This is a genomic window from Pseudomonas sp. QC2, assembly GCF_002859085.1.
Lineage (GTDB): Bacteria > Pseudomonadota > Gammaproteobacteria > Pseudomonadales > Pseudomonadaceae > Aquipseudomonas > Aquipseudomonas petroselini.
The window spans coordinates 52,406-78,574 of the sequence record NZ_PKKS01000021.1 but is presented as its reverse complement, the minus strand read 5'-3'; the positions used below and the strand labels follow the sequence as shown (position 1 = coordinate 78,574).

Here is a 26,169-nt window from a genome sequence, read left to right as displayed (position 1 = left end):
CACCCAGATGTGAAAAATTCGTTAACTAATTCTCCCCTAAGGCTTTTTCCTACAGACTCAATCTGACAAACTGATGCGAATAATTATCAACATCTTTATTATTCGCCAGGGACGGCATTCGGGGAGAGTCAGTTCCATGTCTGTGCAACAACACGGCGGCAAAGGTTTTTCACCCAGTTTGATGGCGTTGGCGGTCTGTCTTGCTGCTTCACACGCGGCCTTCGCCGCCGAGACCGAAGCGCCGGCCACCACCCTTGAACTGGGTGCAACGCAAATCTCCGGCGAAGAGCAACTGGGCCAAACCACCGAAGGCACGCAGTCCTACACCACCGGCGCAATGAAAACCGCGACCAAACTGCCATTAACCATGCGTGAAACCCCGCAGGCCGTCACCGTGATTACGCGCCAGCGTATGGACGACCAGGCGATGACCAGCATCAACGACGTGGTCAAGGCCACGCCGGGGTTGTTCCTGAACTTCTCCAACGGCCCTGGCCGGCAGTCCTACACTGCACGCGGTTTTGACGTCGACAACCTGATGTACGACGGCATCCCGACCGGCTATAACGGCGTTTCGGTGGGCGCCCAGCCGAACCTGGCGATGTTCGATCGCGTCGAAGTGGTACGCGGCGCCACTGGCCTGGTGACCGGCGCGGGTAACCCTTCCGCCGCCATCAACCTGGTCCGCAAGCGCCCGCTGGACGAGCAGAAAGTCACCCTGACCGGCGCCGCCGGCAGCTGGGACGACTACCGTGGCGAGCTCGACGCCTCCAGCCCGCTTAATGACAGCGGCACATGGCGCGGCCGCGTCGTCACCTCTTACCGGGACGCCAACAGTTTCATCGACAACGCCGAGGAATATCACGGCCTGTTCTATGCCGTCACCGAAGCTGACCTGAGCGAGGACACCACCCTGACCCTCGGTTTCTCCAATCAGAAAGACAAAACCAATTACTTCTGGGGCGCGTCGATGGTCGGCCAGGATGGCCATCACCTGAACTATTCGCGGTCCTACAACCCCGGCACCCCTTGGGAAAACAAGGACCAGGAAATCAACACGGTATTCGCCGAACTGCGTCAACGCCTGGCCAACGACTGGAGCCTGCAGGTCAACGCCAACTACGCTGAGCAGAACGCGTTGTTCTCGGGTTCCTACCAGTCACGCTGGGTCAGCAACACCCTGGCTCGCACGGTCTACCAAGCGTCCTACGACGAAAACCAGGCCGGCGTCGACGCCTTTGCCAGCGGCCCCTTCCAAGCGTTTGGACGTACTCACGAACTGGTGGTGGGCGCCAGCCGGCGCATCTACGACATGACCACCCACAACTACAGCCCGTACAACCTCAACTGGCCGCTCACCGCCGGCAAACCGGACTTCGTCCATACCACCAACGACCGCGACGTCACCACCCAGGACGGGGTCTACCTGACCACACGCCTGAGCCTGGCCGACCCGTTGAAGCTGATCCTCGGCGGACGTCTGGATTGGTATGACTACGACGCCCATGGCAGCAACGATGGCGACTATAAGGTCACCCGCAACCTCACCCGCTACGCAGGCCTGATCTACGAGCTGGACGACCACCACTCGGTGTATGTCAGCTACAGCGACATCTTCACGCCGCAGAGTGCAAAGGACACGTCCGGTACCCCGGTCAAGCCGATCGTCGGCAAGAACTATGAGGTTGGCATCAAGGGCGAATACCTCGGTGGCGCGCTGAATGCGAGTGTCGCGCTGTTCCGCGTCGATCAGGAAAACCGTGCCGTGGAGGTGGTCGTTGCAAACTGCCCACAAGCCTCCTGCAGTAACGCTTCGGGCGAGATCCGCAGCCAGGGTATCGACTTCGAACTGCAAGGCGCGCTCACTGAGAATTGGCAGGTCGGCGGTGGCTACACCTACGCCCGTACACACACCATCAAGGACGAAGCGAACCCCCAGAACGTCAACAAGCAGTTCGACACCGACACCCCCGAGCACCTGTTCAAACTGACCACCAGCTATCGCTTCCAGGGTCCCCTGGAAAAACTCCGCGTAGGCGGTAACCTCTCTTGGCAAAGCCGGATGTACAACGACCTCGAGTTGGCCAATGGCGGCAGCTACCGTCTCAAGCAAGGCGCCTACGCCGTCACCGACCTGATGGCCGGCTACAGGGTCAACGACCACCTCGACCTGCAGGTCAACGCCAACAATATCTTTGATCGCCGTTACTACTCGACCATCGCCAACTCCGTGAGCTATGGCGGTGACGCATACGGCAACCCGCGCAACATGATGCTGACCGCCAAATACAGCTTCTGATCGCAACCCGATAAACGGCTACCCACCCGGGTAGCCGCTCCTCAACTCCCTCCTCAAGTCCCTCCTCCTGTTGCCGATAACCGTTTGGCATCGCTCAATCCAATAAAAACCAAGCACACCCAATTCGCGCCACCCTGCCCCTCGTTTTGTTTCGGCCAGACCACATGGAGTAAGTGTGAATGCCCATCCGCACGCGTTTTTTCGAGCACTACCGCAAGGCCGACCGCATCATGCTGGCGCTGATCTGGCTGATGTTCCTGTTCTCACTGGGCCTGGCGTTCTGGCATGACACTTTGATTCAAGCGGCCATCGTCGGCGGCGGCACCAGCGTGGTGCTGACCGCGCTCTACCGCGCCATCGGTGGCACCCGTGTGATGCGTTGCGCCCTCGGCGCGGGCTTGATGGTCATGGCGGCGCTGCATATCAACCAGGCGCAGGGCGTGATCGAAGCGCACTTCGGGATCTTCGCACTGTTGGCCGTGCTGACGTTTTATCGCGACTGGCTGCCGATCCTGGTCGCAGCGGCCACGATCGCCGTGCACCACGTGGTGTTCCATGCGCTGCAACATCAAGGCTTCCCGGTATTCGTGATGGATCATCACGGCGGCTGGGCCATGGTGTTTGTCCATGCGTTCTATGTCGTGATGGAAACCGTCGCCCTCCTCTACCTGGCCGTGCACAGCCAGGCCGAAGCGGTCGAGAGCCAGGAGATGCTGGAAAAAATGCTGGCGGTTACTTCCCAGCTGACGGTCGAAACCGCCGAAGGTGACGCGGGCAAGGTGCACGTCTCCCTCGCCAAGCGTTTCGACCACTTCCTGCAGCAGCTTACCGGCCTGATCGACGGCGTCGCCCGTGACTCCCATGGCCTCGGCCAACTCGGCCAGGAACTGGCCAGCGCCAGCGGCACCCTGGAAAAAGGCGCACGGCACCAATTGGCGGAAATCACCCAGATGACCGGCTCGATGCAGCGCATGGAAGACGCCATGGGCCACATCGCCGTGCACGTGGAGCAAGCGGTGGATCACGCCGGCAAGGCCAGCCAACAGATCCTGCGCGGCCAGGAAAGCGTGGGCCGTGCCCAGCAGGAAATCACCCAGTTGGCCTCACGCCTCAACGGCACGCATGAGACGGTACAAGGCCTGGCCGTGCAGGCCGAGCAGATCGGCACTGTGCTCGAAGTCATCAGCAGCATCGCCAACCAAACCAACCTGCTCGCCCTCAACGCTGCCATCGAGGCCGCCCGTGCCGGCGAGCAAGGCCGTGGTTTTGCGGTGGTCGCCGACGAAGTCCGCAGCCTGGCGCAACGCACAGCGGTGTCCACCCAGGAAATCAAAACCATCATCGAGGGTTTACAGCACGGCAGCCGCCAAGCCGTCGAAGCCATGCACGACAGCCGCCAAGGCGTGGAGCGGTGCGTGGAAGACAGCCAGGTAGCGGTCGAAATGTTGCGCGCGGTGGGCAATGACATCGCGCACATCGACGACCTGAATGGCCGGATCGTGACCACCACACGCGAGCAAACCTCGGCAAACCTGGAGATTGTCGGCCGGCTGCAGTCGGTGCAAAGCATTGCGCAAAACACCGCCGACGATGTCGAAACCCTGGCCAGAAGCAGTGAGCGGTTGCCGCCGATTGCGGTGCGGTTGGATGCGCTGGGGCGACGGTTTCATCCATGATTTTTAGCGCGGCTCAACCCTCGGCAACGACCTCGCGCACGAAGTCTTCGTAGGTGCGCAACGGGTGTTCAATGAGGGCCTCAAGCATTTCGACCGTGCCTTCAACGGCGTGCATGCCAAAGGTCTGGATACCCGCCATCATCAGGCGCATGTCATACGCCAGCCAGCTAGGGCCGTACGAAGCCAGCTGTGCTTCGAATGCGGCCAAGTCATCCCCGCCGTAGGCGATCTCGCGGCCTAGCGCCGCACTCCAGGTCTTCGCCACGGAGGCACCGGTGAGCGCCTGCGGCCCAACCAACTCCAGCGTTACACGAGCCAGCGCCGAGGGCGCTGTGTCGCGCCGCAACAGCTCTGCGACAGCGACATCAGCGATATCGCGCGCGTCAATCATCGACACGCCCGCCGTGCCGATCGGCATCGGGTATACCGAGTAGGCCTGAATGGTCTGTTGCACCAGGCGGTCGTTTTGCATGAAGTAAGCCGGACGCAAGACCGTTACAGGCATGTCGAGGCGCTCGATCATGCGCTCAACCGTATGCTTGCCGGTGAAGTGCGGAACATTGGTGAATGTGTCGGCATGAATCACCGACAAATAAACGATGCGTTCGATACCCGCCTCACGCGCCAGGTTCAGCGTGATCAGGGCTTGAGTGACCTCGTCGGGCGTCACGGCATTGAGCAGGAACAGGGTACGCACCGACGCGAGCGCAATGCGCATCGACGCGACATCAGTGAGGTCTGCGACAACTTCAGTGACGCCGGCCGGAAACTCCCGCTTGCCCGCTTGGCGCACAAGGGCTTTGACCTCGGCGCCCGCGCCAGCCAGGCCTTGAGTGATCAGTGAACCAAGGGTGCCCGTGGCGCCAATAACCAGAATGCTCATGTTTGTAACTCCTGCAGTGGGTTTAGAGTGGATCAGCGAGTGAAATCCGCAACAACCTTGCCCGTCCGTGAAACGGTGCGATTGCGTGCGAGTGCATCGGGATGTCGGAGAAGCTGACGACGTCGTCCTGCGCCACCACCGTTGGAGACTGCTCATTGGAAATGCCTCATGGCGTGTCCCGATGACGAGACAGTAATTCGTTGCACTTCCAAAACGAAGACCACAAAATCCAGACACCTCGTTTCATATATGGAACACCCATGAACCTGAACGCGCTGATTGATTTCACCCTCGTCGCCACCCATTCGGGGCTGGGCAAGGCCAGCCGCGCGAGCGGTATTTCCAAAGCCACCTTGTCGCGCCGAATCAGCGACCTTGAAGAACAACTGGGCGTGAGGCTGATCGAGCGCAGCGCACGTGGCCTGAAACTCACCGAAGCCGGTGAGGCGCTGATGTCTCGAACTGAAGGCCCGCTGAGTGAAGTGACCGACGCCATGACCGCCGCACGCGAAGGCGTTTCAACACCGCGCGGACGTCTACGGGTCGCGGCCCCGATTCTGTTCTCGCAGCTGGCAATGGGGCGTATCGGCGCCGAGTTCTGTGCGGCCTATCCGGAGGTGTTTATCGAGGTGGTGTCGGAAGATCGACGGGTGGACCTGGTGGAGGAACAATTTGATGTCGCCATTCGAATCAACCCAAGCCCGGACAGCAGCCTGGTCGGACGGTGCTTCGCCAAGGACCGGCTGATCGTGGTGGCGGCGCCTGAACTGCTCAGGCCGATGCCCGGCGCGATCCGATCCGTGCCCGCGATCGTGACGTCGACTTTCCAGCCCACCCACTGGCGTCTTGACGGCGGGCAGTTGGTCTTGGAGCCGGTCCCGACCATGCAGTTCTCTTCGCTGTTGATGGTCCGCGATGCCGCTGTCGCCGGTGGCGGTGCGGCGCTCATCCCACAGTCCATCGCCTGGAATCAGCTTGCCCGCGGTGAGTTGGTTCAGTGGGGAACGGTGTCGGGTGTAGAGCCGGCGCTTTGGGTCTTACACACCTCCAGGCGGCTTGCGGCGCCGAAGGTTCGCGCATTCGTCGACTTCATGTGTGATCACTATTCAGACATGTCGCTTGTTCTGAGGGGATAGGACTGATTAAACGCCGAGGGCGGGTGGTCTGGCCCGTAGACATACGACAACCACCGACGAAAGCGGGGTGAATGCTCGCCATGGGCCGAAAATCACCCTTCAATGAAAACGCTCGGCGAACCGCAAAAACTCAGAGTGGTAGCCGTTATATAAACGCATGCCCTTGCTCCTTCGCCTCAAACGCGCTACAAATCCCACCCTCTAGTTGTACGACAACCTAACAATAAATCGCCATCCTCGAAGATGGTGCCCACTGTTCGAGCCCTCTCATGACTGCCCTTGCCGCCACGCAAACCACACCCGCCCCCTTCTCCCGCCCCATCGCCGTGTTGATTCTGCTGTGCATGGGCTGTGCCTTCGCCGGCAACCACATTGCGGCGCGCGTAGCCTTCGATGATGGCGCCGGTGTGTTGCTGGCTATTCTGATGCGTTCGGGCGGCACCTTGCTGGTGCTGGCCGTGCTGGTGCTGTGGCAACGCCAAAACCTGCGCCTGCCGGCCGGGGCATGGCGCTGGCAAGTGCTGCTGGGACTGCTTATCGCCACCCAAAGCCTGTGCCTCTACTCCGCCGTCGCCCGCGTGCCGGTGGCGCTGGCGTTGCTGGTGGGCAACGTGTTCCCGATCTTGCTCGCCCTGCTCACCTGGGCATTCGGCGGCCCACGCCCGACGGCGCGCACCGCCTTGCTGATGGGCTTGATTCTGGTCGGCCTGGTGTTTGTCCTGGACGTACCCGGCCGCCTCTCAAGCAGTGCCGAGATCGGCCCGCAATGGCTGATCGGCGTCAGCCTGGCATTCTGCGCCGCCTTCGTGTTCGCCTGCGCGCTGTGGATCACCGATCACAAGTTGTCCCAGGTTCGCGGCTCAGTGCGCAGCCTGCTGACGATCTTCATCGTGTTCAGCAGCGTCAACCTAGCGGGCCTCAGCGGTGCCCTTCCGGGCGGCCTGAACCCACCGGCAAGCAGTACCGGCTGGCTGGCGCTCGCGACGTTGGTGGTGCTGTATGGCACCGGTTTTATCGTGCTGTTCATGTCGGTCCCACGCCTGGACATGCCGCGCAATGCGCCGGTCATGAACATTGAGCCGCTGGCGACGTTGTTGATGGGCTGGATCGTGCTCGATCAAATGCTCAACGCCGGGCAGATGCTCGGCGGCGTCATCGTGGTGACCGGAATTGTGCTGCTGACTTACCGCAAATCTGCCCGCTAGCGATAAATCCCCGCCTGACCTGGCCCAATTCCTGCTCCTTCACTCCCACCCAGTCGCTACTGGCTATGCGGACGACTCTTTTGAGCCCGGCCGCCCACCCGCCTTCCCCGGATAATCCAGCATCCCCGACCCCTTCCGAGGCCTTCCCCATGACGAGCCCCTCCACCGAACAGGTAAGCCCCCAAACCCTGCGCAAGGTCATCATCGCCGCCGGCATCGGCAACTTCGTCGAGTGGTTTGACTTCGCCGTCTACGGTTTCCTCGCCACCACTATCGCCCAACAATTCTTCCCCAGCGGCGACGCCAGTGCGGCGTTGCTCAAAACCTTCGCGGTGTTCGCCGTCGCCTTCGCCTTCCGGCCCTTGGGCGGGATTTTCTTCGGCATGCTCGGCGACCGCATCGGGCGCAAACGTACCCTGGCCATGACGATCCTGCTGATGGCCGGCGCCACCACCTTGATCGGCCTGCTCCCCACCTACGCCGCCATCGGTGTCGCGGCGCCGATTCTGTTGTCGCTGATCCGTTGCGCCCAAGGCTTCTCCGCCGGGGGCGAATATGCCGGGGCCTGTGCGTACCTGATGGAACACGCACCCAGTGACAAGCGCGCCTGGTACGGCAGCTTCGTGCCCGTGTCGACATTTTCCGCCTTCGCCGCCGCCGCCGTGGTGGCGTACGCCCTTGAAGCATCGTTATCGGCCGAGGCGATGGGCAACTGGGGCTGGCGCCTGCCGTTCCTGATCGCCGCGCCGCTCGGGCTGGTGGGGCTTTACCTGCGTTGGAAGCTGGATGAGACGCCGGCCTTCCAGGCAGTGAAGCAGGAGCATGCGGTCGCCCACTCGCCACTCAAGGAAACCTTGCGCAACCATGGTGCGGCGATCTGCTGCCTGGGCGCTTTTGTGTCACTGACGGCGCTGTCGTTTTATATGTTCACCACCTACTTCGCGACCTATCTGCAAGTGGCGGGCGGGCTGAGTCGGGCGATGGCGTTGCTGGTGTCGCTGATCGCGCTGATCTTCGCTGCGGCGATTTGCCCGCTGGCGGGGTTGTATTCGGACCGGGTGGGGCGTCGGGTCACGGTGATGACCGCGTGCGTGTTGTTGATTGTGGTGGTGTACCCATCGTTCCTGATGGCCAGTTCCGGCTCGTTTGCAGCGTCCATTGTCGGCGTCATGTTGCTGGCGGTGGGCGCCGTGTTGTGCGGCGTGGTCACGGCGGCGCTGCTGTCGGAGACCTTCCCGACACGCACGCGGTACACCGCCTCGGCAATCACTTACAACATGGCGTACACGATCTTCGGCGGTACCGCGCCGCTGATAGCGACGTGGCTGATCAGCACCACGGGCAGCAACCTGTCACCGGCGTTTTATCTGATAGCGGTGGCATTGCTCGCACTGGCGGGGGGTTTGGCGTTGCCGGAAACGTCGAGGATTTCCCTGCACGACGTAGGCACGGAGGAAAAAGGCGCGGCACTGTCGCTGTCGCGTTAGGTTCATACCTATAGGCGCGAGGCTGCGATAGCGGTGGGTCAGGCGCAGAAAATGCCAGCAGTGCCGCCGCACAGCAGTTCCCGAACACAGGTATGATCGACAGCCATCCGACCCGTCTGGACCCACGCCGATGCCAGTCTGCCAAACCCGCCCTGCCCCGGCGCCTTTGCTCAACCCCGGCGAGACCGTGGTGTTGTTCGACGGCGTGTGCAAGCTGTGCAACGGTTGGGCAAGGTTCCTGATTCGCCATGACCACCCGCGGCGCGTACGGTTGGCGGCAGTGCAATCTCCCGAGGGCCAGGCGTTGCTGGCCTGGGCGGGTTTGCCCCTGGATCAGTTCGACACCCTGGCGGTCATTCGCGACCGTCACTATTGGGTGCGTTCAGACGCGGTGTTCGAAATCATTGCGCAACTGCCTGCCACGTGGCGTGCATTGCTGCTGTTGCGTTTTATCCCGCGCGGGCTGCGGGATTGGGCTTACGACCGCGTGGCGCGCAATCGCTATCGACTTTTTGGGAAGTACGACAGCTGCCTGTTGCCACATCCGGATCATGATCAGCGCTTTCTGAAAGGCCGGCTATGAACCACTGCGCAGCCGGTCAAGCACCTCATCAAACGCCACTGTATTTCCTCCCTTGATTCTGTTTCCGACTGCATCATAGGCATTTTGGGCGCACCCGGACGCTCACGTTCATGACGGCGTTTGCTTACGTTACACTCGCGACTCCGAACATCAGCCAAGGAGACAGGCATGAGTATTCGCGGCAAAGACCGACAAATCGACAACATCGAATTCAACGTGGGCGATATTGCCCGTAGCAAAGCCTTCTACGGCGGCGCATTCGGCTGGACATTCGTCGACTATGGCCCCAGTTACACCGAATTCAGCGACGGCCGCCTGAGCGGAGGCTTCACCACCGGGGAGCCCGTTAGACCGGGGGGACCGCTGGTGATTTTGTATGCGGATGATCTCGATGATACGCAACAGAGACTCAAAGCCCTGGGTGCCGTTATCACCCGCGAGACGTTTACGTTCCCGGGTGGAAGTCGGTTTCACTTTACGGACCTGGATGGGTATGAATTGGCGGTCTGGACGGTGCAGCAGTAGGCTTGGGAACGCGTGATCAATATCGACAGCCGATTGAAGGGTCCGCCATGCACCCAGCTCTTCACACCGCAGCCAATGGTCATCTAACCCTGGGCCTCAACGAATTGCCTGACGCTTATTGGCTTTCGCTGGTCGACACCTTAGTCAAACACCATGGGTTCCGACAGGTGGGATCGCCCGTCGTCGGCCTTGACACGACAATTCACCCAAGCTTCCATTGCGCTGAGTTTAGCCTCGCCGCTGGCTGGGATATTTGGTTTGGGCACTATTTACTTTCAGAATCAGCGGCAGGTGATGTGTTTCTGCAACAGCTATTCAACCAGTTGAAAACCTGACCGGCTCACTGATGCATCACGATCTTTTTTGGATCAGTCAGCGGCCAAGCTATTTCCTGCCCGCTATGGAGAGAACGATGAGAGTCATATTTGCGTTGCTATTGATGTTGAGTGGGTACGCCTACGCCGGTTGCGGCAACATCAGTGACGACAATCAACGCGCCTATTGCAATGCCAAAATCAACGGACAAAGCTGCAGCAACATTCGCGACGATAACCTGCGGGCCACCTGCAATGCTGAAATGAACGGGCAAAGTTGCGGCAACATTAGTGACGACAATCAACGCGCCTATTGCAATGCCAAAATCAACGGACAAAGCTGCGGCAACATCCGCGACGATAACCTGCGGGCCACCTGCAATGCTGAAATGAACGGGCAAAGTTGCGGCAACATCAGTGACGACAATCAACGCGCTTACTGCAATGCCACGATCAACGGTCAAAGCTGCGGGAATATTCGAGACAGCAACTTACGTAACCAGTGTGAGGCCCTGAAGCGTTAATCGACGACTAGCGCGGGGCCGGTTGTTTTACATCGACACCCTCGAACCTGGCCGTGCTCATCACTGACCAGGATAACCGCCGGCCTCCACGAACAGCTTACGAAGCTTCCTCTGGGCGGCCTCTGAAAGACGCGCATGATAGCGTCGGAGCTCCTCTTCAGCCGCGTCGGGCTTGCCGTTCATGGCCAATACAAAGGCGTAGGCAAGCGGATGCTGCGTGTAGTTGTAGAAACCCAGCCCGCCTGTCGACAGATGCTGCCTGACAAGCTCGAAAGCGCCACGCAGGTCGGTGATCGAACGCGCTGCGTTCCAGAACGACTCAGCCTTTGGAATGGCGGCCCTGAGGATATCGGGTGCGCACTTCGCGATAGTTTCAGGCCCGTAGTGATAGGAGCGGCGGGCAAGCCCGATGATGATCAATATGAGTTTTTCTGATGGACTGCTTTCGGCCAAAAGCGATCTGTCATGAACTTGAGCATAAAGCTCATTATAGGGCTCGACAAAATTAAATTGAGTTAAGTATAGAGCACTCCTTGTTTTGCGTATGACTTTGAAGTAAATATCCAGCCAGAAATAAAAAACCACTCAAATAGATATGCACAGACAGTGCAGGCAATTCGATTGGGCTGCTAGAGTTGCAATTTAGCACTTTAGTATCACAACGCCATTTAACACTTGAACTATTGCCATCCAGCGGCCCATAGTCCCAATGCGCCATATTCTTGGCTGCACCATAAGAATACTAAAAATCTCTTGGAGACTCAGCATGTTAAATTCATGGTCGGTGCGGACAAGATTGCTGTTGGGCTTTGGCTTAATGGTAGTGATTACGTTTATGATCTCTGCATTTTCTGTCATTAGTTTAAATGAATCAAATCTACGCTTCTCAAATTATGTTGATGGTTTGGATAAGCGCATGGGGCTGATGAACGATTTATTGCTCGCTGCGCAACAACGTGCTATTTCAGCACGCAACCTTGTACTGATCACCTCTGCAGTGGAACGACAGGCTGAGGCGGATGCCATAAATACCGAACATCAAAAAGTTAAAAAACTTTTGTCGGAACTGGTAGCGGGCGTCAATGTGTTACCTCCATCCGCCGAGGGTAACAACGCTCGGAGTTTAGTGGCTGAGATCGAGAAAATTGAGAAAATTTATGGCCCTGTCGCTTTAGAGATCACGCGGTTAGCCATGAGTGGCAATGATAAAGCGGCTATTGATATGATGAACAGTGAATGCTTGCCACTTTTAAAGAAACTTGTAACCAGCGTTATTAATTACAAGAGCTTTAACTCAAGTCTTGCGCAGGCTAGCATCAGTGACTCGCAGAACGAATATAAAAACACTCGTAACTTTCTGATGTTCTTCTGCGCACTGGCAATTACCATAGGGGTCGTACTGACCACTCTGATAGTTCGTGGTTTATCACGTGCTCTTGGTGCAGAGCCGACTGTCTTGTCCACCATCGCTCAGCGCGTTGCCAGTGGTGACTTGCGCCCGATTCTTGAAGCGAAAATGTCAGTGGCCGGTAGTGTGCTGTCCTCCTTAGGTGAAATGCAGTCACGCCTGAGCCTGCTTATTAGTCAAGTTAATACGTCATCGGCCGTTATTTCTGATGCCGCCGTTGACCTTTCCGCTGCGACAGAGCAGACCCGCATCGGCGTAGGAAATCAGAGAATTGAAATCGACCAAGTCGCCACCGCGATCCACGAAATGGTAGCAACCACCCTTGAAGTTGCGCGCAACTCCGAAGAAGCAGCCCATGCGGCACTCAACGCTAACCTTCAAGCGCAGACCGGCGGCACCATGGCAAAAGACGCAATAGCCCAAATCAAACGTCTGGCCTCTGAGGTATCGAAATCTGCGGCCGCTATGGCACAACTCAAAATAGAGAGCCTAAATATAGGTGGGGTATTGCAAGTTATAACGTCAGTCGCAGATCAAACCAACTTATTGGCGCTGAATGCCGCTATCGAAGCTGCGAGGGCGGGTGATGCGGGTCGAGGATTTGCGGTGGTAGCAGATGAGGTGAGAACGCTTGCCAAACGGACTCAGGGCGCAACCCTGGAAATTGGAGCTCTGACCGCCAATCTGCAAAAAATAGCCGAAGAAGCTGCTGGGATGATGGAAGTCTGTCGCGGTTTGACTGATGAAACCGTCATACAAGTTTCAAACACCGGGAGTTCGGTTGAAACCATCGTAGGGATGATTGACAACATCCAGCAGATGGTCAGGCAAATCGCAACCGCCGGTGAGGAACAAAGTTGTGTGGCAGAAGAAATTAACCGCAGTGTTACTTCAGTTCGTAATATTGCGGATGATTCAGCTTTGTCGTGCGAGAGAACTGCCAGTTCAAGTAATGACTTGGCAGAACTCGGAGCCGTGCTACAGCGGCAAATAGGTAAGTTTACGGTTTGACGAGCTTATTAAGATTGCGTCTGCGGAGTGAGGAGCGTTCGATTGATTCACGCTCAGAATTATTTTTACAGATCACCGCAACCCAATCCATCAGAACGACATGTATAGCTTCTCGGCCACGTAATAAGTAGCACAACGCCCAGCAGATAGAGCGTTCAGCGACGCTGCTACGTAACTTGATCAAAATGGAACGCTGCGGTTCGGAGGGCGCGTTGCGCGCGCGTGCTCCGCCTGCGGGGACTGATATCGCCGTCACCCGGACAGGGTCGGAGCCAAGTAATTTAACAGGATCCAATTAATTCTGGACTTCGACTGGCGCTTGGCGAATTGCCACTATACTGGACCAACCCACCTGTTTCATCGGGTCACGCCACGTATTGAATTCAAGGAGCGAATCATGACCAGCACCTCAAACCTCACCTGTAATTTCACTCTATCCAGCAGCCTTGCGTTGGGTGTGTCCTTTGCCAGTGATGACGGTGGGGCCAGCTACGGCGGGCAAATTACCGTATTCACTCCCGCCACTGCCGGGCCCGTGAGCACAGGCTTATGGGACAACGACGGCAACGTGTTTTTTACGCTTTACCTGACTGAAAATCCCGAGATCAACTGCGTCATCAATTCCGGCTCTGAGCCGGGCTCGTGGGTGCCGTACATCACGTTAGGTCGCGAATCTGGATTGGCTTGCCAAATCAGCAGCCCGCAGCAAGTCGGCGAAAATAATTACAACTACACGCTGACCGTAACACAACCTGCTGCCTGACAAGCTGCGACCATCTGACTGGGGCCCGTCGGCGTTAGAGAGGCAACTGATGGCTTGCTGCGGGCTATGCGACGATTTTCCATGGAGGAAGTGACGTATGTACCAGCAACAGATCAACCATCCGGCCAACCTGAGCGCCGAGCCGCTACCCCCAGAAGTATACGAGGCGATGTTCGACCTCTTCGAACATATTTGCCATTTCTGGGACAATCTGGATAACCCACAGAACTTTAAATCACGGCTGTTCGTATTCATGGACAACCGTATCCGACTGCACCCCGAGTACAGAAGCTTTTATATTCAAGCCAACCAGACGCTGGATGAGTTAGTCGAACGTTTGGGCGAGGCGGCGGCTTACAAGATGCTATTCACCGACACAGCAGCCAACCAAGCGCCGCCACAGACGCCGTTGAGCCTGGTACGGCAGAAGGTATCTAACGAGTTCATTGCTTTCCAAGTCTCGCAGGGCGGATTCAAGGCATTCACAGGGGCTATCAATTACCCCGGCTACATTGCCGGCGCCTTCATCCCGGGTGAGCCTGTCCCCTACCGGACCGGGCAGGAGGGCGCACAATGAATACCGACGTCTTGATCATAGGCTCTGGCGTAGCGGCCGCAGCGATAGCCAACCGAATGCTGGAAGCCGATCCCAACCGGGAAATCCTAATCCTTGAAGCTGGCACCCGGGTGAAGATGCAAGACCAGGCCCTGTGGGATGACTTCATGGTTTCGGGCAGCTCTTACACGAAGCTGCCCTATTACAAATACAATGACCTGGATTACCCGCAGCGTGACGCTCCAGGCGAGAACCTAAGTGTTGGCGCGACCGTCGTCCCACTGGCGGGCGCCAGGGTCATGACTTATGGAGGTTCTACCATCCATTGGGGAGGCTGGTCCTTCCGGCTCAAAGCAGAAGATTTCCGACTAAAGAGCAACACCGGCCAAGGTGCCGACTGGCCGATTACCTACACCGACCTTGAGCCCTTCTACAACCAGGCAGAGTGCTACATTGGCGTTTCAGGAGACTCAACCGACCAAGACCCGCCCCGCTCGGCCCCCTACCCGTTCCCTGCCTTTCCTTACACGCTTGAGGACCAGCCCGTCTACCAGGCCATGACCGCCTTGGGAATGAGCAGCGCCAATGTGCCGATCGCCCGCCATGGCATCACCAACACCACGTCCCGCCACGCGCCCTGCAAAACCACAGGCACCTGCAAATATTGTCCTTTCGGTGCGCGTTACGCAGCGCCCAACTTCTTGGGCGACATGACGGCATGGGGCAATTTTCCGAACCTGTGCATCATGGACAACTGCGTGGTGGAGCAAATCACCATGTCGTCTCGACAGCATGCCAGCGGTGTCACCTACCTGAATAAAATGAGCGGCGAGTTCCTTACGGTTGAAGCCAACACGGTAATTGTGGCCGGCGGCGCGATCGAGTCGCCGAAGCTGCTGCTGCGTTCATGCTCGACATATTGGCCCCTGGGTATCGGCAACGATCATGACCTGGTAGGCCGATATTTCGTGACCCACCCCTACTTCGTGTTCACCGGCACTCTCAAAGACAATCCCAACCGGTTGCAGCCCGAGATGGACTTCCCAACATTGTGCAGCCGTTATTTCGATAGCCCGCAGGAGCAGGCCGCGGGTAAATTTATACTGATAAACCCGCCGAGTTCGTTCGCCACGCTGGTCAACAACAAGCCGTCGAGTGTCACCCAAATGATGCAGAACGGCATGCTGCGCCAGGACATTGAGAAAGCAGTTCAAGGTCCAACCCAAGTGCAGATTCACGGCATGGTCGAGATCCCGAGTGAATACAGCAACAGAGTCTCGAATCTGGATATCCGCAACCGCATGGGCCTGCAGGAAACCATCGTGGACTACTCGCAGTCCGCGGACTTCAACACACGGATGCAGCAAATAAGCGCCCATGTGGGAAACATCTTTGAGTCGATGGGCGCAACCCTCGCCGGGCCGCCCTCCATTTCCTGGCGAGCCGATCATTCCGCCTGCACCTGCCGGATGGCAGGGACAGAGCAAGAGGGTGTCATCGATAAAGACCTCAAGGTTTTCGGTGTCGACAACGTTTATATCTGCTCCAACGCAGCCTTCCCAAACACTGGCGCAATCAACCCGACATTGACGCTTACGGCACTGGCGCTACGGTTGGGCGAACACCTGGCAGCTCCGGCACACCCATGACAATGCGAGGGCACATCACATGAGTACGTTGGAACAGGAAAAACAAGAACTGAGCAAGTGGCTGCATACCGCCATGACCTTGGAACTATCCACCATCCCGCTTTATATGACCCCCCTGATCAGTATCAAGCCCGGAAAAAATCGAGTGCCCGCTAACATCCTGCGCGGTGTGATGATGGAGGAAATGCTGCATTTGTCTCTGGCCGGCAATCTGCTCTCTGCTATCGGTGGCAGAGCATGTTTCACGGCTGACAATGTCCCGTCATTTCCATTGGCACTGGCGTTCAACGGCAAGCGTTTCAAGGACAGGGAGTTCGAGGCCAACCTCGGCCCTTTCAGCCCGGCCAACATCGAAACCTTTACCCAGATCGAGCTGCCTGAAGGCTGGGGCGAACATCCCGAGCTCACGGCCGTCCAGCAGATCGACGTGCCCGGCTACACGATCGGTGAATTTTACGAGGCGCTCTCCAACAAGCTTGAGACGCTGTGCAAGACCTATGGGCCGACGGCTGTGTTTAGTGGCAACGTCGACCACCAATTGGGACTCGACTACTATTGGGGCGGAGGCGGAAGCCCCATCGTCATCACCGACTTGGCATCGGCTCGGCGCGCCATTCAAGTGATCGTCACTCAAGGTGAAGGCAGCCGCCATAACGTATATGACGATGACCAACAGTATTTTAGCCAGCCAAATGAGGTATCCCACTTCTTCCGGTTTCGGGAAATTCAGTTCGGTCGCCACTACCAGGCTGGCGACAATCCTCATCAGGCACCCACCGGCCAAGCCTTCGAAGTGGACTACAACGAGGTCTATCCGATCCTGAGCAATCCGAAGTCAACAGATTATGCGCTCGATCCAGCAATGTCGGCACTTAATGAGCAATTCAATCGCCTTTACTCACTCATGCTCTATCAAATTGCTGAAGCGTTGAATGGCGCCGCGGGCGCAATGTACACCGCCATTTTGAACAGCATGCACGACATGACTGCTACCGCGCTGACCATGGTAGCAACGCCTATCGCAAACGATCCCCAGGGAAGAAATGGCGCACCTTCCTTTGAATGGATTCAACCTTTGGCATGACTGAAAAGGACGCAATGATGATCACATTGATATCTCGCTGGGAACTGCTGGATGGATGCCCACTCGACCTGAAACAAGCGCTGGACGGCTTGGCCGAGAGAGTCAGGGAAAAAGAGCCCGACACCTGGATGTACATGGTTCACTTGCAAGCCCCCGCCCCCTTGGACGCTGACAACAATCCTATCGAACCACCGTTACCAGCCATTCCATTGGCGCAGCAAACGGAGGTGACCTTCGTGGAAATCTACAAAGATGAATCCGCCTTCAGCCGCCACGTCAAGGGCTCGGTGTTTCAGTCTTTCTTGAAGGAATACAGCCACTATTTTAAGCAGGACCCTGCACGGCCAGGGTGGCCCGCCACCCTGAATACGACGCTGGCTCGCGTTTCCGGGGTTATCCGCGACGCCGCTTGCAGGACTTAAGCATTTTGCCAAGCGTGCATGGGGGGCGCTTGCTACAACTTACCCCCTGTGCGTAGCCTCGTTTGAGGGGACTCACTAGAGTGGCGGCTAACGGCCAAAAGCGGTTAGTTGTCTCTCCGAAATTTTGGGCGATTCAGCGTGATACCAGAGGGCAGCAGCTTGCTCAAGGAGTTGTGCAATATCTTCATCGGTGTCACGACCATGCACCGCTGTCATGGGAGTGGTACGCAGCCTGTGCAAGATTATTGGCCGGAAGGCGAGCCTTCGCTGGTGCCCATCTGCACCAGGAAATAAGGAGATTGATCATGTGGCTCAAAAATGTAGCTTTTGCGCTGTTGATTTGCCCCCTCCTCACCGCTTGCTTTAGCAAGCCATTTCAGCCGCCCACGGCCGATGCCGACTTGTGGGAAAAACCCGGCGCCAGTCACCAGGATGTGGTTGCGTCCATGTTGGCGTGTGGTGAAAAGAATGGCTCCGGCGTTGATCCCAAGGCCAGCTTCCAAGAGATGGCCCAGCGATTTGTATGTATGAAGAGTGCGGGCTATAGCATTGCGCACCGGGGAACCGTTGAAGGCCTGTGAGTCGACGCAATGAAGCCACAAAGGCATCGCCCGGTATTGAAGGAGTCGGCATTGAACCCTTTAGGGTGAATTGCCCCAAGTATCCATAGGTACATCCAACTGACTGCTTCCGACCCACATCGGCCCTTCACTAAGGTCAGGAATAGACCCAAAGCTGCCCTTCGCGAAAGGCAGCTATCGGCCAAAAGCGGTCACTCGGCGTGTCTACGAAACTAGGGGCGATTCACTTTTGACCGATAGCAGCCTGTCACCTGCGACAGCAATCGGCCAATACCGCCCAGTGGGTGACCAGCAAAATCGAAGACGAGCCACAAACACCTGCGGTAACTAAGCCCGATCTATTCGCCCGGAGTAGCAACCCTGTTTGGCATTGTGAACGTGAATGTAACTAACCTCTGGATTGGCAAACATCCGGGTAACGACAGGTTCTATTGCTAGTCCATCAGCGACGTCGGCGTCGAGCATCATCCCATCATCAGTGAAAGCGCGAAGTGATAACAGGCGGATCCGCATAGACTCGGGTACCTGATCGACTGCGTCGTAAGCGTGCGCGGCCCACTCCCGTATGAAGATCGCGTGCGAGGCATGGTATGGCGTCTTGGCTGGCTGACAGACATGGTTGAGTAAAAGCACACTCTGACCTAGCTCCGCATCCTTCATTTCGATACGGTCAGGAAAGCCTGGGTTGCTGTCGACGATGTAACGCTTTATCCCGAGAGACGCGAGCTCTTGGTCGGGCAACCCAAACAGTGACTGAAATGGCTCCGGGGAAAGGCCAGTTATACGGAACGCCATGGTCGAACTCCTATTTTGGTTTGGAGTGCTATCAGACTGGAATTCGTACAGTGCTTACTATCCGATTCTTGCTGCTTTATTCAAGCTGCCGCGACCGGTTGTTGGGTAAAAAGCTGGCATTTCGAATGTCGCTTGATTTGGCGGGATTTCACTGTAAAAAGGCTGCGGATTTTCACGAACCATCCGCATCAAAAAGGTCACAGGGAATGAGATCGATGGAAAATAACCCTACACAGTTCAGTCGTATTCCGCCGGCAACCATCGGCGTCGGATTGGGCCTTGCCGTTGCCGTCTACACAACCGGAAAAGGCCCCTTCTTCTTGGAGAACTTTGCATGCACCTGGTTACCGCAAGTGGCAGTGCTTTGCATCGCGTTGTTGTGCAAAGCGTCACGAGAATCGCTTGGAGGAATGGCGACTGCCATGGGGCTGTACTTGTTCCTTTTCCACCTCTGGGTCACAGACTCCATGGGGTGGCTTTTCTACTTATTCAGCTTTCCAGGCATCCTCATCGGGGCATTGCTTAGCGTTGTTTTCAGCCCCTCGCGGAAGGTCTTCAAGGCACTGGTAGCGTTTGCGTGGGTGGTCCTCGGTATAGTGGGAAATTTGACGGTTCTGGTTTTTACGCTCAGATAAGACGCCTAGCAGCGACTGAAAGTGGGTCATTATTTTATGAACGAAGGTTGGCAAAACGACGATTACCTCATCGTCCTCACGCAGGATGAAAGCTTGGCTGCGATGAAAGCCTACCGAGAAGCCGTTGGTTTGCGAGGGCGATCCAACAGACAAAACGAACGTGGCCTGGATCACTCATGAACAACATGCTGAACTTGTCGTCTGGTGGAACGAACAGTACAAGCGCGCCGGAGCGCAGCCTTTTAGCGACTGATTTTTAAGCCAAAATCGTGTGATTTTGAAGGTCAGCGAAAGGTCGGTAGCTGCGCTGCCACTTGCATCGCTCATAGCATGCGCCCGATGCATCCTCGATCAGCCAAAAGGATTCACACCGAATCAGGGACGATGAATGAAACTAACCGAGATTCAACAGATTACGCACCTGCCGGCGGAAGTTCTTACTTTGGAGAAAGAGGCCGTTGCAGAAGGTTTCCGGTTTCTTACGCGCCTGATTTCGGAGTGGCATTCTGGAACGAATCGCTTCAACGCACCCGGTGAATGTCTCATGGCAGCGTATTCGAACCAGCAAGTGATAGGAATCGGAGGGCTAACAGTTGATCCCTATAACAAGCCCGATACCGCAAGGCTGCGGCGAGTGTACGTTGCACCTGCGGCAAGGCATCAACACGTCGGTCAGGCGCTGGTAAACGCGTTGGTTGCACACGCCGCTCTTCACTTTCAGAAGGTGCGTCTTTCCACCGATACTTCTGGAGGCGACGCGTTTTATTTGCGCTGCGGCTTCAGTCGAACAGAAGATGTCCATGCCACCCACATCATGGAGTTGGTCAATGCCTGATCAGGCAGCTTTCGGCTCAGAAGGAACCACCTGGATGCCTCTAGAAAATCAGGGGCGATTCAAACGAGCTTAAGGCATTTCAATCTAGATTTTTCTGACTATGTTAAAGGGGGAGTAATGGATGTTCTAAAAAAAGAGTGTATTGCCAGTGTAACGTTGTTTGATTTGCGCCTATCTGAAGGGGAGCTAATGATTTATGCAGATTGCATGCGCATTATCAAAGAGCGCCTTTGCGATTCGGAAATAGCTTCTCTAACAGTTTGCGAATCTAAAGAGGAGCTAACTCACTTCTTGGAAGATATGTTGAGTGCGCTAAAATTAGTTGAAAGGCAAGAGTACATTCCAGATAGGTTTAAGTAGTTTTTAAGTCTGTGTCCTTTTCAATTTTGTCTCTACAGCTGGGTAAGTTGAGTGTCTTTCTGTGGACAGGTGAAAGGCCGCTCATGGCCGATCGCAGTCGGAGGTGACAGGCAGCTATCGCCCAAGGGCCGCCGCTCGCAACCGACAGTTTCCTTGGTGAAGCAGTCAACCGTCGATCAATCTTGCGGAGCTTGGCCAGTCGTTTTTCCAATGTTTGCGAGAAAAATCCTGGTATCTCGATTAGAACGCAGATGAACCACGCTGCAAGCTGATGGCGCTGTTGCCAAGAGTTGTTGCATCTTCGCTCGCGCTGATTTTTTCGTCCGCCACATGAATCTAAAAAACTCCGGCAGGTTCGCCAGCCGTTCCGGGCAGTTCTCCGGCAAGTCAGGCCGAGACTTACCACGTTGGAGCAGTGTTCTGCGCAGTACGCGCAAGAATCGAAGCGTCGCCGAACGATCAATCCATATTAGAAGATCTGCACGGGCCATCCGGTTGTCCCAAGTGACTGAATGGCCACCTTCGAATATCCAACAATCACGGGCCTCGACGTCGAGACAAAGCCGCGTCTTCTCATCCCGGCTTCGCTCGATCCACCCTGGTTGCCAGTGGATAGTGTCGATATGAACGACCGGCAACCCCGTACGCTGGCCAAGCTTACGCGCCAAAGTGCTTTTGCCAGACCCAGGTTGACCAACAATCATCACCCGTTGCATCTGAGCTCCTTCTGGCTATGCACGCTGATTTTTTGGGGTGGCGATTTTACGCCAATGCCTATCTCCGTCAACAAAAGCGAGGCAGCTTTCGCCCGGAAGACTTCAGTCGTTTGGAGGGCATGGGTTGGATGAACTGTGCCAGTGCGCTGCGGCGTCGAGATGAACATGTTTCTGCTTTCGAGGTAAAAAGGGCGTATCGAGCGTGCCCAGCGCTATTGAAACCCAGTTGGCAAACTCACCTTGAGATCGTGACCAGAACAAGGCCGAACCGCACTGCGCGCAGAACTCGCGTGATACCGTCTCTGAAGAAGCATAGGTTTTGATATGCATCGCGCCGCTAAGTATTTGCAGCGCGCTACGCGGAACGCTGCCGTACGAAGCAAATGCGGCTCCATGACCTTTGCGACACTGGCTGCAATGACAATGACTCACCGCTTTGGGTGTGGTGGACAGCTCATAACTGACGGCCGCACATAAACAGCTTCCTTGATACACCTCTGTCATACGCTCTTCCATGCATGCAAAGACCCCAGCGTAACCTTCCCAATCTAATCAGTCGACCGAGCGCTACAGGCCTAAAGCGTCTCCGGTTCGCAGCGAACGGAGTTGAGAGATTCGTGACCGGCTCGTAAGCTGAATCCCTTTAATGACGGCTGCCTTTAGATGGAAAACAATATGTCGCTGCAGATCGAGCGGGCAGCTTATGACGAGTTCATCCGGCTGTGGAGCCAAGGACGCTTCAAGCAACAGCGGTTGGGCCAAGCCTTTTATAATCACTTCAAACTACACAGGCTCAACGATCAAGATTCATTGCACACACTCTACGAAGCGGATGGTGAGAAAGCCTCACGGCTAATTTTGCGCCTTTTCCTTCTGCACTAATCGGCAGTTTTTGACCGTTTACTGCATGTGGTGACCGGCAGAAATCGACCCATTGCTGTCGTTCATACAGGTCCAATCCGTCGTATCAGATAATGCCTATCTCTTCAGCCCAACTATCGACTCCAAGCTTTTTAGCCGCCTCAACTAAGCAGTTCCTTTCCGCATCGGAGGCATCGTTCAGTTCAGCAGCCTCAAGCGCCGCCACGTCATCATCGTTTTCAAAGAGATGCCGGCCGTCAATATGTTTGCAGGCAAGGACCAAGGCGCGCTAAGAGTCATAGCATCCAAAAACGGAAGGCATTTCGGTCTGACGTAGTGAGCGCGCCGAACGACGATCCCCGGCCTAGCAGTAAAGCCAGCTGATCGTCCAAGTGAAGTAGAGAGCGGGCCGGCCAATCAGAATGGCTGTCGCGAGCAACGTGCCATAAGCCCGCCTGGTTCCTGTCGCCGGGTGATGAATGAAGTGTCACATCCCCGATCTTGGCTGGATAGAACCCTGCTTGGGGGCATTTTGGGATAAGCGCCTCCAATGCAATTCGAGCCTTCACGCGTGGCTTTGCTATCGTGCAGCAACTGGCCGTCTAAACTCCACACGCCCATTCTCATGTGGAGACCCATCATGACCCGCAAAAACACCCTCTGCCTCTGGTACAACGGCACCGCCCTGGAGGCTGCGACCTTCTATGCCAAGACTTTTCCGGACAGCCAGGTGAACGCTGTCCACCTGGCCCCCGGCGATTTTCCGGCCGGCAAACAGGGCGACGTATTGACCGTGGATTTCACCGTCCTGGGCCTCCCTTGCATCGGCCTTAACGGCGGGCCAATCTTCTCCCATACCGAGGCGTTTTCGTTTCAGGTGGCCACCGATGACCAGGCCGAAACCGACCGCTATTGGGACGCCATCGTCGGCAACGGCGGCCAGGAAAGCGTCTGCGGCTGGTGCAAGGACAAATGGGGGGTGTCGTGGCAGATCAGCCCACGCGTACTGACTGACGCAGTGACTCACCCCGACCCAGCGACCGCCAAGCGTGCCTTCGAGGCGATGATGACCATGAAAAAGATCGATATCGCCGCCATTGAGGCGGCGGTCGCTGCAGGTTAAGGCAACGCCTCAAGCATCGCCTTGGCCGCCAGTGCATGAACCTTGCGGGTGGGGTGCCATTCGTCCCAGTAGTAATGGGTATCGGGGTCGGCACACACCGGCTTCACCTCCGGGTAGGTGGCTTGGCACGGTGTGTCGAGGTCGGTTAACCCCTTGTCCGCCGGGTTGGCGCGCAGTGTGTCACTGAAGGCCAGATGATCGAAGTAGCTGACCTTCGCCGTCCCGATCTGCGCCAGCACTTCAGGAAGTTTCTGCGCGAGCAACTGCTGGTACTTTTTCGCATTGTCGACCTGATTGCCCTGCACCACGGCAGGCACATGGCTCAGGTCGGTGGTGCCCACGACCATGATGTGCCTGGCTCCCGCTGTAACCAACTGCTCGGTGGCGCTGCGGATATTCGCCAGGCTGGCTTCGCTCAAGGCCTCGACCGTTTCAGGATGGGCGAAGTCGGCCCATTCAAAAAAATCGTTGGCCGAGATGAAGATGAAATACAGCGCCTTGGGGTCGGCCTTGTAGCCCTTGGCGACCTGCAAATGCTCAGCGACCTGCCCCAGTAGGCCGGTGTCGCGGGATGGCATCATCCACGCGTAGTAGTTGCCATGGCCACTTTTGGCTCCGCCCACCGCATAGTCGGTCAGGGGAATGTTCAATGCCTGTGCCAGGCCTTCGACGGCGGTGGGGCCATTGCTCCAGCGCCCCTTCCAGTACAGGGGGCCTGGCAGCGCCTGGGCCTCCTTGACCTTCTGCGCGGCAAGCCGGGTGGTGAGTGCTTCGCCCGCGCCATTGTCTGAGTAGCTGTCGCCGAAGGCATACAGATGATCGTAGTTCGAAACGCCAAAGGCGGTCGAGGCGGACAAGGTCAGCAGAGCGGCCAAACACGCACGTCGGATCATCGAGGTTCTCCCGGAATATCTGCACAGCCTACCGCCTCACTACGACCACGGCAGAACGATTGCGACCTTTACATATCCGGCGGCGGCCACGCCACGGCTGTACAGAGGCGGCCATCCTCGTTAGGCTTGCGGCCCGCAACATCCGGTTAAAGATTCAACTTTATCCGCCGTCACCCTTACATCCCTGAATGGACTCAACGAGGCTCTCGTGCGCTTTATCACTCCCCTTTTGCTGATCGGTGGCTTCGCCACCTTGGCCGGTTGCGCCACCCAACAAAAACAGATAGATCAAATCTTCACCCAGGCGCTCACTCAGCCCTTGGTGGAAAATAGCATCGTGCGCGAAGGCGACTCGCTGAGCTTTGAGCTGCTGATGCCCGCCCTCCCCAATGGCGTGCGTCGTACCCTGCAAATGGAAGCGGCGTGTTCTTCACCGAAGGTGCATCTGTTGTACATGGATGCTGTCCGACGCATGTACCCAGGCAGCATTGGCCGCTATGCAACAGCGCAGACATTGTCGCCGCAACTGTACGCGACCCTGGCCGCCAACCAGACCTTCGTACGCGCCTGTGCCGAAACACCGCAGCCGGACTGGCGCCTGGTGCAGACCAACGAACGTGACAACCAGGTCCTGATCGATGCCAACAGCATCAAGACCGTCAACGGTGAGACGCGCTTCTGGGCTGCCTTCGATAACCCGACGGTGCTCAATGACCTGCCCTACAACGCCCCGTATGCGCAAAAACGCGAACACTTTTCGGTGGCGTGCAAAGCCGGTACTTACCTGCAACTGGCCGGCTACGACATGGATGCCAACAACCGCGTCAGCGACGGTCGTGTCGACAGTTTCCCCACGCCGCAGAACATCGCCGGCAGCAATGCCGACTATGAGTTGCTGTTCAATAAAGTCTGCGTCAACCCGGAAAAAATCGCCGCACTGCCGACGTTCAAGTCCCGCATGAAAGCACCGACCACCATTGCCCTGACGTCCGTGCAGCCTGCCGTGCTGGCGGCCATCACGCAACTGAACCTGGACAAGCCCACCCGTTCGTTCAAATACGTACAGTTTGTCGGCACCAGCAACTACCGTGGTAAGGCCAGTGATAACAAAAGTACCCAGTTCATCAGCCAGGATGCGCCGAGCGGTCAACTGGCCCTGGCCACCCGTGGCGACGGCTATGAGAGCCAGGCCGTGAGCTGGCGCAACCTGTTCAACCTGGTGTCGAAAGCCACCTACGGCGGTTCAGGCATGGCCGAAAGCTCGACGCTGACCCAACTGAGCTTCACCGGCAACTGGAAGGCCCTGCCCGTGGGTGAGACAGTGACCTATGCAAGCACACGTTCCAGCCTCAACAGCCTGATCGGCAGCAGCACAAACTCACAAACCACCCGTTGCCAGGTCGAGCGTGAACTGCAAGCCAGCGAACTCAACGCGAAACTGTCGGGCACCGCCAAGGCCTTGTCCTGCCGCGTCGACGACGACAAGTACAAGCGCGTCAGCCACCTGTACTTCCTGACCGACTACGCCTACTTCCTTGAGTCGAGCACCGACAAGAACGAGTTTTTTTACTCCGACTCGCGTATCGATAAATTCGAATAAGCCCCGTTGACACACTCTGTAATATTCCATGAAGATGGAGGCCTTATTCAGGGTGTGTCATCCAATGTCTGCAATGTCCTCCGTTAACCTGTGCGCCATTGGCTTGATTGCCAAGGCGCAAGGTTGCGTTGCACACACCCTCAAATCGAAGAAACAGTCGCTCATGTGACCGGGGCGCGCTGTCCCGTCAGATGAGCTGACAGGACATTGAGCGCGACGGTCTACCCACCTTGCACACTTGCCTC

The 26,169-nt window shown here is 56.9% G+C and carries 28 protein-coding genes; 22 read left to right on the top strand and 6 right to left on the bottom strand.

Translation table 11 applies throughout. From position 1 onward, the window contains the following. Window positions 1–136 precede the first annotated feature (136 nt). Entirely contained in the window at window positions 137–2,299 is a 2,163-nt protein-coding gene (locus QCBJ_RS19485; RefSeq protein WP_102061373.1) for a TonB-dependent siderophore receptor, read from the top strand. Between the two features lie 179 nt (window positions 2,300–2,478). Next, window positions 2,479–3,975, top strand: a complete 1,497-nt coding sequence (locus QCBJ_RS30565) for a methyl-accepting chemotaxis protein (protein WP_046036159.1) — start codon at window positions 2,479–2,481, stop codon at window positions 3,973–3,975. A 13-nt stretch (window positions 3,976–3,988) separates the two neighbouring features. On the opposite strand, the gene QCBJ_RS19475 is transcribed toward QCBJ_RS30565, so the two are convergent. Continuing rightward, window positions 3,989–4,858: an NmrA family NAD(P)-binding protein gene (locus QCBJ_RS19475; RefSeq protein ID WP_102061372.1), complete on the bottom strand. Its 870-nt coding sequence runs from the start codon at window positions 4,856–4,858 to the stop codon at window positions 3,989–3,991. Between the two features lie 260 nt (window positions 4,859–5,118). Between QCBJ_RS19475 and QCBJ_RS19470 the strand changes: the two genes are divergently transcribed. The 7 genes from QCBJ_RS19470 to QCBJ_RS19440 all read left to right on the top strand — a co-directional run bounded on the left by QCBJ_RS19470 (window position 5,119) and on the right by QCBJ_RS19440 (window position 10,632). Next, on the top strand, window positions 5,119–5,994 hold the full coding sequence (locus QCBJ_RS19470) for a LysR family transcriptional regulator (RefSeq protein ID WP_064053463.1): 876 nt from the start codon (window positions 5,119–5,121) through the stop codon (window positions 5,992–5,994). Window positions 5,995–6,263: 269 nt separating this feature from the next. Continuing rightward, window positions 6,264–7,199 carry a DMT family transporter gene (locus QCBJ_RS19465; RefSeq protein ID WP_102061371.1) on the top strand — a complete coding sequence of 312 codons (936 nt, stop codon included), beginning with the start codon at window positions 6,264–6,266 and terminating at the stop codon, window positions 7,197–7,199. Window positions 7,200–7,348: 149 nt separating this feature from the next. Then, a complete protein-coding gene (locus tag QCBJ_RS19460; RefSeq protein WP_012724540.1) occupies window positions 7,349–8,686 on the top strand; it encodes an MFS transporter in 1,338 nt (445 codons plus the stop codon). A 130-nt stretch (window positions 8,687–8,816) separates the two neighbouring features. Next, window positions 8,817–9,269 carry a thiol-disulfide oxidoreductase DCC family protein gene (locus QCBJ_RS19455; protein WP_093546816.1) on the top strand — a complete coding sequence of 151 codons (453 nt, stop codon included), beginning with the start codon at window positions 8,817–8,819 and terminating at the stop codon, window positions 9,267–9,269. Window positions 9,270–9,437: 168 nt separating this feature from the next. Next, entirely contained in the window at window positions 9,438–9,794 is a 357-nt protein-coding gene (locus QCBJ_RS19450; protein WP_046036163.1) for a VOC family protein, read from the top strand. A gap of 47 nt (window positions 9,795–9,841) precedes the next feature. After that, the gene (locus QCBJ_RS19445) at window positions 9,842–10,129 is read left to right on the top strand and encodes a hypothetical protein (protein ID WP_043205424.1); all 288 of its coding nucleotides are present in this window, start codon (window positions 9,842–9,844) and stop codon (window positions 10,127–10,129) included. Window positions 10,130–10,206: 77 nt separating this feature from the next. Next, entirely contained in the window at window positions 10,207–10,632 is a 426-nt protein-coding gene (locus QCBJ_RS19440; RefSeq protein WP_043205425.1) for a hypothetical protein, read from the top strand. 60 nt (window positions 10,633–10,692) lie between these two features. Here QCBJ_RS19440 and QCBJ_RS19435 read toward each other — a convergent pair whose 3' ends face one another. Then, window positions 10,693–11,085 carry a hypothetical protein gene (locus tag QCBJ_RS19435; protein WP_256581530.1) on the bottom strand — a complete coding sequence of 131 codons (393 nt, stop codon included), beginning with the start codon at window positions 11,083–11,085 and terminating at the stop codon, window positions 10,693–10,695. A gap of 313 nt (window positions 11,086–11,398) precedes the next feature. Between QCBJ_RS19435 and QCBJ_RS19430 the strand changes: the two genes are divergently transcribed. The 7 genes from QCBJ_RS19430 to QCBJ_RS19400 all read left to right on the top strand — a co-directional run bounded on the left by QCBJ_RS19430 (window position 11,399) and on the right by QCBJ_RS19400 (window position 18,106). Further along, window positions 11,399–13,051 (top strand): methyl-accepting chemotaxis protein, encoded by a 1,653-nt coding sequence (locus tag QCBJ_RS19430; protein WP_177410672.1) that lies wholly within the window; start codon window positions 11,399–11,401, stop codon window positions 13,049–13,051. A gap of 397 nt (window positions 13,052–13,448) precedes the next feature. Beyond that, a complete protein-coding gene (locus QCBJ_RS19425) occupies window positions 13,449–13,814 on the top strand; it encodes a hypothetical protein (RefSeq protein ID WP_256581529.1) in 366 nt (121 codons plus the stop codon). A gap of 97 nt (window positions 13,815–13,911) precedes the next feature. After that, window positions 13,912–14,391, top strand: coding sequence for a hypothetical protein (locus QCBJ_RS19420; RefSeq protein WP_012724547.1), 480 nt, complete (start codon window positions 13,912–13,914; stop codon window positions 14,389–14,391). Then, window positions 14,388–16,019 (top strand): GMC oxidoreductase, encoded by a 1,632-nt coding sequence (locus QCBJ_RS19415; protein ID WP_102061369.1) that lies wholly within the window; start codon window positions 14,388–14,390, stop codon window positions 16,017–16,019. Before QCBJ_RS19420 ends, QCBJ_RS19415 begins: the two co-directional genes overlap by 4 nt. 19 nt (window positions 16,020–16,038) lie before the next feature. Next, window positions 16,039–17,103: a ferritin-like protein gene (locus tag QCBJ_RS19410; RefSeq protein WP_102061368.1), complete on the top strand. Its 1,065-nt coding sequence runs from the start codon at window positions 16,039–16,041 to the stop codon at window positions 17,101–17,103. Further along, window positions 17,100–17,525 (top strand): putative quinol monooxygenase, encoded by a 426-nt coding sequence (locus tag QCBJ_RS19405; RefSeq protein WP_046036167.1) that lies wholly within the window; start codon window positions 17,100–17,102, stop codon window positions 17,523–17,525. Before QCBJ_RS19410 ends, QCBJ_RS19405 begins: the two co-directional genes overlap by 4 nt. Before the next feature lie 305 nt (window positions 17,526–17,830). Then, window positions 17,831–18,106 (top strand): hypothetical protein, encoded by a 276-nt coding sequence (locus tag QCBJ_RS19400; RefSeq protein ID WP_102061367.1) that lies wholly within the window; start codon window positions 17,831–17,833, stop codon window positions 18,104–18,106. Between the two features lie 327 nt (window positions 18,107–18,433). On the opposite strand, the gene QCBJ_RS19395 is transcribed toward QCBJ_RS19400, so the two are convergent. Then, window positions 18,434–18,901: a DUF1203 domain-containing protein gene (locus QCBJ_RS19395; protein ID WP_093547030.1), complete on the bottom strand. Its 468-nt coding sequence runs from the start codon at window positions 18,899–18,901 to the stop codon at window positions 18,434–18,436. Window positions 18,902–18,951: 50 nt separating this feature from the next. Here QCBJ_RS19395 and QCBJ_RS19390 point away from each other — a divergent pair, with 50 nt between their 5' ends. From QCBJ_RS19390 to QCBJ_RS19375, 3 genes are all read left to right on the top strand, one after another. Beyond that, window positions 18,952–19,536, top strand: a complete 585-nt coding sequence (locus QCBJ_RS19390; protein ID WP_256581528.1) for a hypothetical protein — start codon at window positions 18,952–18,954, stop codon at window positions 19,534–19,536. A gap of 388 nt (window positions 19,537–19,924) precedes the next feature. Next, a complete protein-coding gene (locus tag QCBJ_RS19380; RefSeq protein ID WP_102061365.1) occupies window positions 19,925–20,371 on the top strand; it encodes a GNAT family N-acetyltransferase in 447 nt (148 codons plus the stop codon). 117 nt (window positions 20,372–20,488) lie between these two features. Then, window positions 20,489–20,731, top strand: a complete 243-nt coding sequence (locus tag QCBJ_RS19375; RefSeq protein ID WP_102061364.1) for a hypothetical protein — start codon at window positions 20,489–20,491, stop codon at window positions 20,729–20,731. 176 nt (window positions 20,732–20,907) lie between these two features. On the opposite strand, the gene QCBJ_RS19370 is transcribed toward QCBJ_RS19375, so the two are convergent. Both QCBJ_RS19370 and QCBJ_RS19365 read right to left on the bottom strand, forming a co-directional pair. Then, window positions 20,908–21,447, bottom strand: a complete 540-nt coding sequence (locus QCBJ_RS19370; protein WP_064053450.1) for a hypothetical protein — start codon at window positions 21,445–21,447, stop codon at window positions 20,908–20,910. 102 nt (window positions 21,448–21,549) lie between these two features. Continuing rightward, on the bottom strand, window positions 21,550–21,951 hold the full coding sequence (locus QCBJ_RS19365; RefSeq protein ID WP_082893930.1) for a GFA family protein: 402 nt from the start codon (window positions 21,949–21,951) through the stop codon (window positions 21,550–21,552). Between the two features lie 159 nt (window positions 21,952–22,110). Here QCBJ_RS19365 and QCBJ_RS19360 point away from each other — a divergent pair, with 159 nt between their 5' ends. Beyond that, window positions 22,111–22,329: a hypothetical protein gene (locus tag QCBJ_RS19360; RefSeq protein ID WP_064053449.1), complete on the top strand. Its 219-nt coding sequence runs from the start codon at window positions 22,111–22,113 to the stop codon at window positions 22,327–22,329. A gap of 619 nt (window positions 22,330–22,948) precedes the next feature. Then, complete coding sequence (locus QCBJ_RS19355; protein ID WP_102061363.1) at window positions 22,949–23,431, top strand: VOC family protein; 483 nt, start codon at window positions 22,949–22,951, stop codon at window positions 23,429–23,431. On the opposite strand, the gene QCBJ_RS19350 is transcribed toward QCBJ_RS19355, so the two are convergent. Further along, window positions 23,428–24,324, bottom strand: coding sequence for an SGNH/GDSL hydrolase family protein (locus QCBJ_RS19350; protein WP_102061362.1), 897 nt, complete (start codon window positions 24,322–24,324; stop codon window positions 23,428–23,430). The genes QCBJ_RS19355 and QCBJ_RS19350 overlap by 4 nt on opposite strands. Before the next feature lie 208 nt (window positions 24,325–24,532). Between QCBJ_RS19350 and QCBJ_RS19345 the strand changes: the two genes are divergently transcribed. Beyond that, on the top strand, window positions 24,533–25,924 hold the full coding sequence (locus tag QCBJ_RS19345) for a hypothetical protein (RefSeq protein WP_102061361.1): 1,392 nt from the start codon (window positions 24,533–24,535) through the stop codon (window positions 25,922–25,924). The last annotated feature ends 245 nt before the right edge of the window (window positions 25,925–26,169 follow it).

What these genes read in the sequence shown, in the direction of transcription:
- QCBJ_RS19440 (WP_043205425.1), top strand. Translation starts at nt 10,207, where the DNA reads ATGAGAGTCATATTTGCGTTGCTATTGATGTTGAGTGGGTACGCCTAC.
- QCBJ_RS19360 (WP_064053449.1), top strand. Translation starts at nt 22,111, where the DNA reads ATGGAAAACAATATGTCGCTGCAGATCGAGCGGGCAGCTTATGACGAG.
- QCBJ_RS19430 (WP_177410672.1), top strand. Translation starts at nt 11,399, where the DNA reads ATGTTAAATTCATGGTCGGTGCGGACAAGATTGCTGTTGGGCTTTGGC.
- QCBJ_RS19350 (WP_102061362.1), bottom strand. Translation starts at nt 24,324, where the DNA reads ATGATCCGACGTGCGTGTTTGGCCGCTCTGCTGACCTTGTCCGCCTCG.
- QCBJ_RS19355 (WP_102061363.1), top strand. Translation starts at nt 22,949, where the DNA reads ATGACCCGCAAAAACACCCTCTGCCTCTGGTACAACGGCACCGCCCTG.
- QCBJ_RS19410 (WP_102061368.1), top strand. Translation starts at nt 16,039, where the DNA reads ATGAGTACGTTGGAACAGGAAAAACAAGAACTGAGCAAGTGGCTGCAT.
- QCBJ_RS19370 (WP_064053450.1), bottom strand. Translation starts at nt 21,447, where the DNA reads ATGCAACGGGTGATGATTGTTGGTCAACCTGGGTCTGGCAAAAGCACT.
- QCBJ_RS19470 (WP_064053463.1), top strand. Translation starts at nt 5,119, where the DNA reads ATGAACCTGAACGCGCTGATTGATTTCACCCTCGTCGCCACCCATTCG.
- QCBJ_RS19455 (WP_093546816.1), top strand. Translation starts at nt 8,817, where the DNA reads ATGCCAGTCTGCCAAACCCGCCCTGCCCCGGCGCCTTTGCTCAACCCC.
- QCBJ_RS19465 (WP_102061371.1), top strand. Translation starts at nt 6,264, where the DNA reads ATGACTGCCCTTGCCGCCACGCAAACCACACCCGCCCCCTTCTCCCGC.
- QCBJ_RS19375 (WP_102061364.1), top strand. Translation starts at nt 20,489, where the DNA reads ATGGATGTTCTAAAAAAAGAGTGTATTGCCAGTGTAACGTTGTTTGAT.
- QCBJ_RS19425 (WP_256581529.1), top strand. Translation starts at nt 13,449, where the DNA reads ATGACCAGCACCTCAAACCTCACCTGTAATTTCACTCTATCCAGCAGC.
- QCBJ_RS19475 (WP_102061372.1), bottom strand. Translation starts at nt 4,858, where the DNA reads ATGAGCATTCTGGTTATTGGCGCCACGGGCACCCTTGGTTCACTGATC.
- QCBJ_RS19380 (WP_102061365.1), top strand. Translation starts at nt 19,925, where the DNA reads ATGAAACTAACCGAGATTCAACAGATTACGCACCTGCCGGCGGAAGTT.
- QCBJ_RS19365 (WP_082893930.1), bottom strand. Translation starts at nt 21,951, where the DNA reads ATGACAGAGGTGTATCAAGGAAGCTGTTTATGTGCGGCCGTCAGTTAT.
- QCBJ_RS19460 (WP_012724540.1), top strand. Translation starts at nt 7,349, where the DNA reads ATGACGAGCCCCTCCACCGAACAGGTAAGCCCCCAAACCCTGCGCAAG.
- QCBJ_RS19420 (WP_012724547.1), top strand. Translation starts at nt 13,912, where the DNA reads ATGTACCAGCAACAGATCAACCATCCGGCCAACCTGAGCGCCGAGCCG.
- QCBJ_RS19395 (WP_093547030.1), bottom strand. Translation starts at nt 18,901, where the DNA reads ATGGCGTTCCGTATAACTGGCCTTTCCCCGGAGCCATTTCAGTCACTG.
- QCBJ_RS19450 (WP_046036163.1), top strand. Translation starts at nt 9,438, where the DNA reads ATGAGTATTCGCGGCAAAGACCGACAAATCGACAACATCGAATTCAAC.
- QCBJ_RS30565 (WP_046036159.1), top strand. Translation starts at nt 2,479, where the DNA reads ATGCCCATCCGCACGCGTTTTTTCGAGCACTACCGCAAGGCCGACCGC.
- QCBJ_RS19445 (WP_043205424.1), top strand. Translation starts at nt 9,842, where the DNA reads ATGCACCCAGCTCTTCACACCGCAGCCAATGGTCATCTAACCCTGGGC.
- QCBJ_RS19485 (WP_102061373.1), top strand. Translation starts at nt 137, where the DNA reads ATGTCTGTGCAACAACACGGCGGCAAAGGTTTTTCACCCAGTTTGATG.
- QCBJ_RS19405 (WP_046036167.1), top strand. Translation starts at nt 17,100, where the DNA reads ATGACTGAAAAGGACGCAATGATGATCACATTGATATCTCGCTGGGAA.
- QCBJ_RS19415 (WP_102061369.1), top strand. Translation starts at nt 14,388, where the DNA reads ATGAATACCGACGTCTTGATCATAGGCTCTGGCGTAGCGGCCGCAGCG.
- QCBJ_RS19400 (WP_102061367.1), top strand. Translation starts at nt 17,831, where the DNA reads ATGTGGCTCAAAAATGTAGCTTTTGCGCTGTTGATTTGCCCCCTCCTC.